Raw genomic sequence first — 12,837 nt, 5'->3', positions numbered from 1 at the left:
AAGGATGTGTAAACAGAATTCCCATAGCCGAAAGAGAAAGCCAGCGCCTTGAGACGCTGGCCTAGTAACAAGGGCTTATAGCCCTAGAGCAAACCACCCGTTGGACGGGTGGTCATGATTAGGTAAATCTGTGAGATTTCATTATCCGGGCACAAAGGTACAGGAACTAAAAGCCTATTTGCAATAATATGTTGGTACAACATAAGAAAGTATGTTACAATCATGGCAGCAGAAAAAGGTGGTGGAAGAAACGATGATAGAAATATTAGACGGAATGTATGAAACCATTAACTACGGAGATTCTCTGGGAATCCGGCTGTTTCATAATGATGAATATGAGGATTATCCTGAACACTGGCACACCGGGATTGAGATGATTATGCCTGTGGAAAATGGTTATACGGTCTGCGCAGGCAAGGAAAATTATGAACTTAGAGAAAATGATGTAATTATTATTAATACCGGAGTACTCCACAGTCTGAAAGCACCGGAAACAGGCAAAAGAATTATCCTGCAGTTCAGTGCTTCTTTGCTGTATTCAGTAAAGGAAATGGAGACCCTGCTGGCTTTGCTGCCTCCCATTGTGTATATTCCTTATGATGCAAAGGACGAAAAACTGTATGAATTTGTGCGGAGCAGAATGGACAGGATTGTGACGGAATATGATGAGAAGAAGACGTTTCGGGAATCCCTTATCTATGCCCAGCTGATTGAAATGTTTGTGACTTTGGGCAGAGTGGTTATGGAAGGGCTGTATGAGAAAAATGAGATTGTGTCGGACGGTCAGGCGACGAAGCATAAGGAGTATATGGAGACTGTTATGGGAGCCTGTAATTACATCAACCAGCACTATCAGGAAAATATTACGCTGGAAGAGGTGGCGTCTGTCAGTGGGTTTTCCAAATTCCATTTCACCAGAATTTTCAAACAGTGTATGGATATGACGTTCTATGAATATCTGAACGAGAGACGGATTACTAAAGCGGAGGAGCTGCTCTATACCACTGTGCTCAGTGTGACGGACATTGCCATGCAGTCAGGCTTTTCCTCTATCAGCGCCTTTAACCGGACATTTAAGACCATGAAAGGATGTTCGCCCAGCGAATACAGAAATAAGCTGTTTGTTTCTAAAGAGTAATCTTTCCCGAAAGATTACTCTTTTATAAAAGCCTTATCTGCCTCCGGAATACCGGATTCCTCAGATATATAACGTTCTACTTTCATATGTAAGTCGTATTTTTCCCGAAGTTCTGCAATTTTTGTCATCATAGGGGAGCCATGATGAACATCTAATGCATGCTGGTCTTTCCAACTGTCAATTAAAAGCACGGTTTCCTTATCCTTCATGGGAAAAAAATATTCATATCGAAGATTTCCTTCTTCTGCACAAATAGCATCCACCACTCCGTTTGCAATCATTTCTTCTGCAAATTTTTTCGCATTTCCATTTTTTCCGCTGTAATAAATATTCACTGTAATAGCCATTTTTTTACCTCCGTTTGTTTCTGTCTGTTATTTATTTTACCATAAGGCAGGATAATCGTCTACTTTGCCGTTTTGCACAAAAACTAAATATATTTCAGCAGAAAAAAGCAAGAAATGCACAGAAAGAGGCAAGATTTCAGCGGTGTATCAGACAGAAACAGGATATGATAGAGAAAATGGAAAAACTATGCCGGAAAGGGAAAAGGTAAGACAAAGAAGAGGTTAAAGGAGTGTGGAATATATGAGTACATATGGAATCAGGCTTCCGAAATTGCTGCAGAAGGGCTGTGTCCTGCAGCGGGGAGAGAAAACCAGAGTCTGGGGCTGGTGTGACCCGGGACAGGAGGTGCAGATTCAGTTACAGGGAAAGAATGGAAGCGCTTTGGCAGACGCGCAGGGACGCTTTGAAGCATACCTGGAAAATCTGCTGCCGGGCGGTCCGTTTACATTAAAGCTGCAGGCAGGCACAGAAATGCAGGAAGTGACACCGGTGTATGTAGGAGATGTGTTTGTCTGCGCAGGACAGTCCAATATGGAACTGCCTATGAACCGGGTACAGGAGCGCTATCCGGAGGAATTTGCAAAAGGAGGATGTCCGGGGATTTTCGTTTATAAGGCTGTGGAAGACGCAGAGTTTACTGCGCCGCTTGAGGACCACCGGGAAGGGGCCTGGCATACCTGCATGGGAGAAGAATTACAGGATGTTTCTGCCTTTTCCTACTTTTTCGGAAAATTTGTGAAAGAAAAATATAAGATACCGGTAGGAATCATCAATACCAGTCTGGGAGGAACTCCGGCAGAGGCCTGGACAAGCAGAGAGGGGCTGCAGGATTACCCGGAGCTTTTGGCAAAGACCGCGTATTACCGGGACAAAGGCTTTCGGGAACAGTATCAGAAAGGACAGGACGAGCGGGAGAAGCAGTGGCACGAGGCTCTTGCAGAGCAGGAAACAAAGACGGCAGAGGCGCCCTGGCAGAAACTGCAGGTTCCGGGGATTTTCGCAGACCAGGGACTGGATCATTTTTCCGGTCTGGTATGGCTGAAAAGAGAGTTTGAGATAGCGGAAGGCGCAGGTGAGGCCGGGCTTTTGCGTCTGGGGACTTTGACAGAAAGCGATAAGACTTATATCAACGGAGTAATGGTAGGTGAGACAGGCTACCGCTATCCGCCCCGCCGCTACCAGATTCCCGAAGGACTTTTGAAAAAGGGAAAAAATGAAATTGCAATCCGCCTTGTGGTGCGGGAAGGAAATGGCAGGGTAACGCCGGAAAAGGCCTATGAACTTGTGACAAAGACGGGAGTGCGCATTCCTCTGGAAGGAACCTGGGACTGCCAGATTCGGGCGGTATCCCAGCCGGGACAGGAACTGATTTTCTTCAGCCGTATACCTTCGGTCATGTTTCAGGGAATGACGGCCCCCTGTCTGCCCTATACGGTAAAAGGTGCGGTCTGGTATCAGGGAGAATCCAATGACGTGGCGCCGGATTCTTATGAAGCACTTTTAAAAAACATGATAAGGGACTGGAGAGCGCACTGGAAACAGGAAAAGCTGCCCTTTATCATTATCCAGCTTCCAAACTGTGATGTGGATATTGCGCCGGGAGAGGCCTGGCCGAAAATCCGGCAGGCACAGAGCCGGGCAGGAGAACTTTGTGACACGGCGGTGACCGTGAATCTGGATTTGGGAGAAGATTATGACCTGCACCCATTGAATAAAGAAGGGGTGGCCCGAAGAGCCTTTCTGGCGGCGCAGAGCTTGATTTATAAAGAAAATGTGGTATGGGAAGGCCCTGTACTGGAGGAGATAAAACAGCAGGAAAGAGATTGGATACTACAGTTTGATACCAGAGACGGGAATGCGTTGGAGCCTCAGGGAAAGACGCTGGAACAGGTTTTTGAAATCATGGATGAAAAAGGAAACATACAGAGCGTACCGGGACTGGTTTGCGAAAACCGGGTGATACTGAAATGTCAAGATACAGAAACGGTAAAAGCAGTGCGGTATGCATGGAAATCCGCGCCGGGAAAAGAACTTCTGTACAACCGGGCGGGACTGCCGGCAGGGCCGTTTTGCAGAGAAACAGAAAGAAGGGAGCGTTAGGCATATGAGATTATTTAACGATAACTGGGAGTTCAGCAAGCAGCCGCTGCATACTTCTTTAGAGGAAATGGAAACACGCAAAGAGGATTTTCAGCCTGTGGGAATTCCCCATGACTGGCTGATTTATCAGGCACAGGACTTGTATGAGGACGGAACTGGCTGGTACAGAAAGCAGTTTTCCTGGGAAAAGAAAGAAGGGGAGCAGGTAGTTCTGCGCTTTGACGGTATTTACATGGACAGTACCCTTTATGTAAACAAAAAAGAAGTTTGTCAGTGGAAATACGGATATTCCACGTTTGAGGTGGAAATTACAGAATTTCTGCAGAATGGAGAAAATGAACTTCTGGTATCCGCAAACTTCCAGGCGCCCAACAGCCGCTGGTACTCCGGGGCAGGGATTTACCGTGATGTATGGCTGAAAACCAGAGGCAGGGAACATCTTGTGTCTGACGGTATCTATTTCAGTGGAAAACTTCTGGAAAACAACTGCTGGAATGTGGAAATCGAGACGGAAATTGTGGGCAGAAATCTTACGCTGGACTATGCGCTGCGGCGAAAGGGCACAGAAGCGTGGAGCATGCTCACGGGAAATGAAAAAAGTACAGAAGCAGACAAAGAGAGCAAAGTTCTCTTTCAGTGTACGGTACAAGACCCGGCTGTCTGGGACATTGCACATCCCCACTGCTATGAACTGCGGGTAAGGCTGAAAAGAGACGAAGAAATCCTGGACAGCCAGATACAGACGGTAGGCTTTCGTACCCTTGGGTTTAACCCGGACAAAGGATTTCTTTTAAACGGCAGAAAGGTGAAACTGCAGGGTGTTTGTGAACATCACGATTTGGGCTGTCTGGGAGCAGCTTACCACAGCCAGGCCATGAGAAGAAAGTTTGAAATTTTAAAGGACATGGGGGTCAATGCAGTGCGGACTTCCCACAATATGCCCGCTCCTGACCTTATGGAAATGGCAGATGAGATGGGAATTTTAATCGTATCGGAATCCTTTGATATGTGGGAATCTTCCAAGACACCTTATGATTACGCCCGTTTTTTCCCGCAGTGGTATGAACGGGACATAAAATCCTGGGTGAAGAGAGACCGGAATCACCCAAGTCTGATTCTCTGGAGTATCGGAAATGAGATTTATGATACCCATATCAGTGAAAAGGGCCAGGAGTGGACCAGAATACTGATGGACGAAGTAGAGAAATATGACCCGAAAAAGAATGCAGCCATTACCATTGGTTCTAATTATATGCCCTGGGAAAATGCGCAGAAGTGTGCAGATATTGTAAAAATTGCAGGCTATAATTATGGAGAAAAATATTACGACAAACACCATGCAGAACATCCGGACTGGATTCTTTACGGCAGCGAGACGGGGTCCATTGTACAGAGCCGTGGAATTTACCATTTCCCTTACCAGCAGTCTGTGCTGGCCGATGAAGATGAGCAGTGTTCTTCTTTGGGAAACTCCACCACAAGCTGGGGAGCAGAGTCTACGGAAGCCTGCCTGCTGGCAGAAAGAGACCACGAATTTTCCTGCGGGCAATTTGTGTGGACCGGGTTTGATTATATCGGAGAGCCTACGCCGTATCACACCAGAAATTCTTACTTTGGTCAGATAGATACTGCAGGATTTCCAAAAGATGCCTATTATATTTATCAGGCGGGCTGGACGGATTACCGGGAAAACCCCATGGTACATATTTTCCCGTACTGGGATTTCAACGAAGGGCAGTTTATTGACCTGCGGGTATGCTCCAATGCCCCGGTTGTGGAGGTTTTCTTCAACGGAAAGACCCAGGGAACCTTTTCTATTGACCATGAACACGGCACAGACCTTACAGGCCACTGGCAGCTTCCTTATAAGGAAGGAGAAATCTGTGCTATTGCCTGTGATGAGACCGGAAAAATCATTGCAAAGGAAGTGCGGTATTCTTTTGGAGAAGGCACAGAGCTCTGTGTGAAATGCGACCGTGAGGAGCTGAAGGCAAATGGAGAGGATTTGCTGTTTGCAGAGATCTCCGTAAAAGATAAAAACGGTTATCCTGTGGAAAATGCCAACAACCGGGTGCATATTTCTGTGGAAGGTGCAGGCGCACTGGCTGGTACGGACAATGGCGACAGCACGGATACCGATGGATATAAAGATTACAGCCGACGTCTGTTTTCCGGAAAACTGCTGGCTGTGTGCAAGGCAGGATGTGAGCCGGGAGTATTGAAGCTGACGGTTACTGCGCCGGGACTGAAACCTGCGGTGGTATCCATACCTGTGGTACAGGCAGAGGTCAGAGAAGGTATCAGTCCTCTGGCTTATCTGGCAGGGGAAGATTTGACAAAAGAAAAACCGGTTCCTATAGAAGAAATTCCTGTGCGCAATATCCGCATGGTGAGCAGCAATGGTCTGCATTTGTATGCAGAAAATCTGGAAACGGAGGTACAGGCTTATCTCTGCCCGGAAAATGCCACAGACCGGGAAGTGTTCTGGAGTGTGGTGGATGACGGAGGTATTCCGCTGAAAATCGCAGAAATTGAGCCGGATGGACGGAAAGTGAAGGTGCGGGCCAAGAGTGACGGCTCCTTCCGTCTGCGCTGTATGTCCAAATGCGGAACCGATAAGATACGAATTATTTCTCAGCTGGAGTTTATGATAAGCGGACTGGGAACGGCTTTTACCAATCCCTATGAGTTTGTCAGCGCCGGACTTTACAACTACAGCAAAGGCGATATCGGAAACGGCAATGAGCACGGGGTTGCCACAGCCAGAGACGGGGAGAGCCAGGTAGGCTTTCGGGATATTGATTTTGGCCCTTACGGTTCAGACGAAATTATCCTTCCTATTTTTGCTCTTACGGATGACCCTTATGAAATTCAGATTTATGAGGGGATTCCGGAAGAAGGCGGAGAGCTGATTGCGGATGTGATTTATCAGAAGCCAAAGATGTGGAATGTGTACCAGGAGGCAGTCTATAAGCTGAACAAACGGTTGAAAGGCGTTACGGGAATCTGCTTTGTGGTAAAAGAGAAGCTTCATATAAAAGGATTCCGGTTTAAGAAGTACAACCGGGCATGGCAGCAGGTGCCGGTGACAGAGTGCGACCGGATTTACGGGGATAGTTTTGAAAGACAGGAGGAGGCTATCTGCAAAATCGGAAATAATGTAACCATAGAATTTGAAAATCTGGAATTCGGAGACCAAGGGGCAGGAAAACTGATTCTGTGCGGCTCCACACCTCTGGAGAAAAATACCATCATTGTGCGGTTTATCAGTGATGGAAAGGAAGAACGGCAGATGCTGGAATTTGCAGGAGGACAGGAAACACAGGAGTTTGTCTTAAAACCGGTATATGGGACAAAAACCGTCAGTTTTGTCTTTCTTCCGGGCAGCAGCTTTGATTTCCGCTGGTTTTGCTTTAAAAAACAGGGCGAAAAGTAAATAATCTGCACAATATTTGCGCAGTACCTCAAAACATCACGCAATATCTGCATAAATTTTGGCAATAATAGGTGAGTGCCAGAGAAAAATATCACCTATAATATATCTTAGAAAAGCAAAAAAGTGTACAACATAACAGGAAAAATGAAATAAATCCGTGAAAGTTGAACAAAAGCAGCAGGAGGAAAAGAGATGGGATATGAAAGTGCATGGCTGTCTTATAAAGAAAACCATACGTTGAAAATACCCTGGAATGGCAGCAAGATTTATGCAGATACATGGGGAAAGACCATAGAAGCCGCTGTGACAGAACTGCAAAGAGCAGTGAAAGAAATCTGCGGTATGGATATGGGAATCACCGGACAGGAAGAGGAAGCAGGAATTCTTCTGAAAAAGGAGCAGGATAATGCTCTGGGAGAAGAGGGGTATAAAATACAGTGCCGGGACGGCAGACTGACTGTGACTTCCCAAGGGGAAAAGGGACTGCTTTACGGCAGCTTCGCCTGTATCCGTATGCTGCAGACCCAAGAAGAGTTTTCAGCGGAAGAAAAAACAGAGAAGCCTTCCGCTCCCCTCCGAATGTTGAATCACTGGGACAACATGGACGGTTCCATTGAAAGAGGGTATTCGGGAAACTCGTTTTTCTTTGAAGACAATAAAATTCTGGTAAATGAAAGAACCAGAGAATATGCCAGACTGGCAGCTTCTGTGGGAATCAACGGAGTGGTGATTAACAATGTGAACGTGAAAGACCGGGCAACCTGGCTGATTGATGAGGTTTACCAGAAGGAACTGCAGCAGATGAGCGAAATCTTTGAGACTTACGGAATTCAGCTGTTTTTGAGTCTGAACTTTGCAGCGCCTATGGAATTGGGAAATCTGGACAGCGCAGATCCCTGTAAGGAAGCGGTGCAGCAGTGGTGGAACGATAAAATGCAGGAGCTCTATACCAGACTTCCCAACCTGGGCGGCTTTTTGGTAAAGGCTGACTCCGAGGGAAGACCGGGGCCTTTCACTTACGGAAGAACCCATGCAGACGGAGCCAACATGCTGGCTGATGCCGTGGCTCCCTATCATGGAAAGATTATTTGGCGGTGTTTTGTTTACAACTGTCAGCAGGACTGGAGAGACCGGAAAACAGACCGTGCCAGGTCAGGATATGACAACTTCAGGCCTCTGGACGGACAGTTTAGGGAAAATGTTATCCTGCAGGTGAAAAACGGGCCTATGGATTTCCAGGTAAGAGAGCCGGTATCCCCGCTTTTCGGAGGTATGGAAAAGACCAATGAAATGCTGGAAGTACAGATTGCACAGGAGTATACAGGGCAGCAGAGACATGTCTGTTACCTCATTCCCATGTTTCAGGAAGTGTTAAAGTTCCGTACTTACTGTCAGGAAGACAGGGATACGGTGGAAGACATTGTGACAGGAAAAACCATGGGAAACACCAATTGCGGAATCGCAGCAGTGGTCAACACCGGAAATGACGAGAACTGGACAGGGCATGATTTGGCGGCAGCCAATTTCTTCGGATTCGGCAGACTGTGTTTCAACACCTCCCTTTCCGCAGAAGAGATAGCGAAAGAATGGATTGTCTGTACCTTTGGTCATGACAGGGAAGTACAGGAAAAGATCTTGCAAATGCTGATGATGTCCTGGAAGACTTATGAAAAGTATACCTCTCCTTTGGGAATCGGCTGGATGGTAAACCCCAATTACCACTATGGTCCCAATGTAGACGGCTACGAATATGACCGATGGGGCACTTACCACCGGGCCGACCACCTGGGGATGGGAGTTTGCCGGGGTAAAAAAGGAACCGGTTACGCACAGCAGTATCGGGAGCCAAATGCTTCCATGTATGAAAATGTGCAGACCTGTCCGGAAGAACTTCTGCTGTTTTTCCACTATGTTCCGTACACCTATCAGCTGAAGACAGGGAAGACCATGATTCAGCATATTTACGACACACATTTTGAAGGCGCCGAAGAGGCGGCCTATATGGCAGACCTCTGGGATTCCCTGGAAGGAAAAATAGAAACAAAAGTTTTTGAGCGAGTGCAGAAACGTCTGGCACATCAGAAAGAGCATGCAAAGGAATGGCGGGACCAGATTAATTCCTATTTTTACCGCAAGAGCATGATTCCGGATGAGAAGCACAGAACGATTTATTAAGAGAAGAGGAAGGAGACGTGGTGCTGATATGACAAAAACAAAAGAAAAAAAGCAGCCTAAAGTCAAATACAAGGAACATTCCCTGTTGAGACATGTAAGAAAAGAATGGAAACTGTATTCCTTTCTGGTAATTCCCATTCTTTACTATGTAATTTTTAAGTACATACCTGTAATCGGAAACATCATTGCCTTTCGCCGTTACCGGGGCGGTTCCAATATCTTAGGTGATTACTGGGTGGGATTCCGTTATTTTGAACAGTTTCTCACAGACCCGGATTTCTGGCAGGCTTTCTGGAACACCCTGCGGTTAAGTATCGGATACCTTCTGGTACGTTTCCCGGCAACCCTGATTTTTGCCCTGCTTTTAAATGAAATCAGAAAGAAATGGTGGAAAAAGACGGTACAGACGGTTTCCTACCTGCCTCACTTTATTTCTCTTGTTGTGCTGTGCGGTATGGTGAAAGAACTTCTGGCTTCTAACGGTCCCATTAACCAGCTCATTGCTTCTTTAGGCGGAGACAAAATCGCATTTATGTCAGAACCCGGATGGTTCGATGCCATTTATATCCTTTCCGGTGTATGGCAGGCGCTTGGCTGGGGCACCATTCTTTACCTGACAGCCATGACCGGTATTAATACCGAACTTTATGAGGCAGCCTCCATGGACGGGGCCAACAAATTCAAGCAGGCTCTTCACGTTACCATACCGGGAATCCTGCCAACCATTATGACGCTTTTGATTATGGATATCGGAGGCATTGTAACCTCAGGAAATATGCAGAAAATCTTGCTTTTGTACAATCCAATGACACAGAGCAGAGCCGACATCATCGGTACTTTGGTATACCGAATGGGTATCAGCCAGGGAAGCTTCAGTTATGCGTCTGCAGTAGGTTTGTTTGAAGGTCTTCTGGGGCTGATACTGGTTAGTATAGCCAACTTCCTGTCCAAGAAACTTACAGAAACATCCCTGTGGTAGAAAGGAGTGTAAACATGAATAGTATAAAACCATCAAAATCTTACAGAGTTTTTCAGGTATTTAATACAGTTCTTATGATTCTTATACTGTTTATTACCTTATATCCATTTGTATATCTGGTTGCACAGTCCTTCAGCAGCGATGCGGCAGTAAGCGCAGGCCAGGTTACCTTCTTTCCGGTAGATTTTACACTGGATACTTACAAGTACCTTTTAAAAGATGATTCTTTCTTTAAATATTACGGAAATACCATTCTTTATACTGTGGTAGGAACGCTTATTTCGGTTATCGGTACCGCGCTGCTGGCTTATCCGCTGTCCAAACCAAGACTGCGGCTGAATAAGTTTTTTACACCGTTTGTGGTATTCACTATGTATTTTACAGGCGGTATTATTCCGAACTATATTTTGGTAACACAGTGGCTGGGGCTGCAGGACAGTATGCTTGCTATTATTCTTCCGGGCGCTATCAGCACTTTCAACCTTCTGGTTATGAAGTCCTTCTTCGCAGGGCTGCCGGAAGAATTGGAGGAAGCGGCTTCCATTGATGGTATGGGCGTGTACGGTATTTTTGTAAAGATTATTCTTCCGTTGTCCAAACCGATTCTGGCAACTATGGCTCTGTTCTATATGGTAGGTATGTGGAACGAATGGTTTGCACCTATGATGTACCTGGATTCCAGAGATAAATGGCCCATTGCTCTTTGGGTAAGACAGCTGGTAGAAGGGGCAAACAATACGGAAATCGGAAGTTCTGCAGAGGCCAGCAGTGTACAGGCGACTTTAAAATCAGCAACCATGGTGCTGACATCCATTCCGATTATCTGTGTCTACCCATTTGTACAGAAATATTTTGTACAGGGTATGACAATCGGTGCAGTAAAAGGTTAATGAAACGGGCAGGACAGTCCGTTGAAAAATAAGAGGAGGAAAGAGTAAATGAAAAAAAGAGTGATTGCATTGACACTGAGTCTGCTTATGGCAGGCACTACACTTGCAGGCTGCGGCGGAAACAGCAGCTCTAAGGGAGAAGATGGCCCTACAATGTCCGCAGAAGAAGCCGACAAGGATTTGGACTACACCTACGGAGAGGGAGAAACCTTCCATTCTGACGAACCGGTGACATATTCTATGATGTTTTCTGACCATGAAAACTATCCAATGCAGGACGACTGGCTGCTCTGGAGCGCAATTGAAGAGAAGACAAACGTAACCTTTGACTTGACTACGGTTGCAAGAACAGACTACAACGATAAGGTATCCGCGTCTGTAAATAGTGGAAACGCACCGTATATTGTACCCAAAATCTATGATTCCAAGGCATACGAAGACAGTGGACAGGTTGTGGCTATCAGTGACTGGGTACAGTATATGCCGAACTACCAGAAATGTGTGGAAGAATGGGGCCTGGAAGATGACCTGAAACAGATTCTGGCCTCTGACGGAAAATATTACAGACTTCCGGGTATGTGGGAGACCACAGCAGGCGGCTATTCTTTCCTTATCCGTAAGGATGTTTTCGAGGCAGCAGGTGTGGACATGTCTACAGAGCCTACCTGGACCTGGGAAGAGTTTTATCAGGCATTAAAGAAAGTAAAAGAGTATACAGGCAGCGATTATGTATGGTCTGACCAGTATCAGTTTGGCTGTACCATGAACCTGGCAGCAAGCGTGTATGGTGTAACCGGCGGTAATTCCCAGGACGGCGGTGACTGGGGATTAAAGGACGGTATGAAATTTGACTTTGACAAGAATGAATTTTACTTTGCAGATACCACAGACGAGTACAAAGAATATCTGACACTGTTTAACAAAATGTATGAAGAAGGAATTTTAGACCCGGAGACCTTTACACAGGACAGTGCACAGGCACAGGCGAAATTCTACAGAGGCGAATCCTATGTGCTGACAGTAAACTATCAGCAGGTTGCAGATATTCAGTCTCAGAACAAGATGCAGGTAGACGGCGCTGATTTATACTTTATGACAACACCGGGAGGTCCGGAAGGACAGATGAAATTATCCAGTTATGCAGGACGTCTTGAGAATGGTATTATGATTACTACCAATGCGCTGGAAGAACTGGGCGAAAAAGAATTCATTAAAATGCTGCGTTTCATTGACTGGCTGTGGTACTCTGACGAAGGTCAGACACTCTGTCTGTGGGGTGTAGAAGGAGAAACTTATACCAAAGATGCAAACGGTACCATTACACTGAATCCGGATATTTACTTTAACGGCATTAATCCAGGTGCGGAAAAACAGTTAAACGTAGACTACGGTTTCGGCGGCGGTGTGTTCGCATACGGCGGTTCCAAGGAGTTACAGTACTCCAAATTCTCAGAAGGTGAGAAAGAGTGGAACGAAAGAATTGACGCCAATAAGGAAAATGCAAAACTGATGCCTCCGGTACTGGCTGATGAGCTGGAGAAAGAAGAGATGAACCTGATTAAGGTGTCTCTCATGGACTATGTCAATACCGCAGCACTGGAATTCATTTCCGGCAAGAGAGATTTAGACAAAGACTGGGATGCTTATGTGGCAGATTGTGAGAGCAAGGGAAGCACCAAATATGTAGACCAGGCAAATGAAATCTTTGAAAGAACAAAAGATACATTAGGTTATTAAGAAAGAGCAATACGCAGAGTAAGGGGCTGCCGCA

General features: G+C 46.1%; 8 protein-coding genes. 7 read left to right on the top strand and 1 reads right to left on the bottom strand.

From position 1 onward, the window contains the following. Positions 1-211 precede the first annotated feature (211 nt). A complete protein-coding gene (locus WBS51_RS05565; protein ID WP_302702705.1) occupies positions 212-1,138 on the top strand; it encodes an AraC family transcriptional regulator in 927 nt (308 codons plus the stop codon). A gap of 14 nt (positions 1,139-1,152) precedes the next feature. Here the strand turns inward: WBS51_RS05565 and WBS51_RS05560 are convergent, their stop codons facing one another. Next, positions 1,153-1,485 (bottom strand): antibiotic biosynthesis monooxygenase family protein, encoded by a 333-nt coding sequence (locus WBS51_RS05560; RefSeq protein ID WP_173748145.1) that lies wholly within the window; start codon positions 1,483-1,485, stop codon positions 1,153-1,155. A 241-nt stretch (positions 1,486-1,726) separates the two neighbouring features. Between WBS51_RS05560 and WBS51_RS05555 the strand changes: the two genes are divergently transcribed. The 6 genes from WBS51_RS05555 to WBS51_RS05530 all read left to right on the top strand — a co-directional run bounded on the left by WBS51_RS05555 (position 1,727) and on the right by WBS51_RS05530 (position 12,803). After that, on the top strand, positions 1,727-3,586 hold the full coding sequence (locus WBS51_RS05555; protein WP_173748147.1) for a sialate O-acetylesterase: 1,860 nt from the start codon (positions 1,727-1,729) through the stop codon (positions 3,584-3,586). Between the two features lie 4 nt (positions 3,587-3,590). Beyond that, complete coding sequence (locus WBS51_RS05550) at positions 3,591-7,022, top strand: glycoside hydrolase family 2 TIM barrel-domain containing protein (protein WP_173748149.1); 3,432 nt, start codon at positions 3,591-3,593, stop codon at positions 7,020-7,022. Positions 7,023-7,214: 192 nt separating this feature from the next. Then, positions 7,215-9,197: an alpha-glucuronidase family glycosyl hydrolase gene (locus tag WBS51_RS05545; protein ID WP_294460676.1), complete on the top strand. Its 1,983-nt coding sequence runs from the start codon at positions 7,215-7,217 to the stop codon at positions 9,195-9,197. A gap of 28 nt (positions 9,198-9,225) precedes the next feature. After that, a complete protein-coding gene (locus WBS51_RS05540) occupies positions 9,226-10,176 on the top strand; it encodes an ABC transporter permease (RefSeq protein ID WP_173748153.1) in 951 nt (316 codons plus the stop codon). Positions 10,177-10,190: 14 nt separating this feature from the next. Then, positions 10,191-11,066: a carbohydrate ABC transporter permease gene (locus WBS51_RS05535; RefSeq protein WP_180211090.1), complete on the top strand. Its 876-nt coding sequence runs from the start codon at positions 10,191-10,193 to the stop codon at positions 11,064-11,066. A gap of 48 nt (positions 11,067-11,114) precedes the next feature. Continuing rightward, entirely contained in the window at positions 11,115-12,803 is a 1,689-nt protein-coding gene (locus WBS51_RS05530) for an extracellular solute-binding protein (RefSeq protein ID WP_294460672.1), read from the top strand. The last annotated feature ends 34 nt before the right edge of the window (positions 12,804-12,837 follow it).

It is taken from the genome of Blautia acetica (assembly GCF_038739805.1).
Taxonomy (GTDB): domain Bacteria; phylum Bacillota; class Clostridia; order Lachnospirales; family Lachnospiraceae; genus Blautia.
This window is presented reverse-complemented; position numbering and strand designations above follow the sequence as displayed.

Bases quoted from the DNA above. Each gene is read 5' to 3' on its own strand.
- WBS51_RS05565 (WP_302702705.1), top strand. From the start codon at position 212: ATGTTACAATCATGGCAGCAGAAAAAGGTGGTGGAAGAAACGATGATA.
- WBS51_RS05560 (WP_173748145.1), bottom strand. From the start codon at position 1,485: ATGGCTATTACAGTGAATATTTATTACAGCGGAAAAAATGGAAATGCG.
- WBS51_RS05555 (WP_173748147.1), top strand. From the start codon at position 1,727: ATGAGTACATATGGAATCAGGCTTCCGAAATTGCTGCAGAAGGGCTGT.
- WBS51_RS05550 (WP_173748149.1), top strand. From the start codon at position 3,591: ATGAGATTATTTAACGATAACTGGGAGTTCAGCAAGCAGCCGCTGCAT.
- WBS51_RS05545 (WP_294460676.1), top strand. From the start codon at position 7,215: ATGGGATATGAAAGTGCATGGCTGTCTTATAAAGAAAACCATACGTTG.
- WBS51_RS05540 (WP_173748153.1), top strand. From the start codon at position 9,226: ATGACAAAAACAAAAGAAAAAAAGCAGCCTAAAGTCAAATACAAGGAA.
- WBS51_RS05535 (WP_180211090.1), top strand. From the start codon at position 10,191: ATGAATAGTATAAAACCATCAAAATCTTACAGAGTTTTTCAGGTATTT.
- WBS51_RS05530 (WP_294460672.1), top strand. From the start codon at position 11,115: ATGAAAAAAAGAGTGATTGCATTGACACTGAGTCTGCTTATGGCAGGC.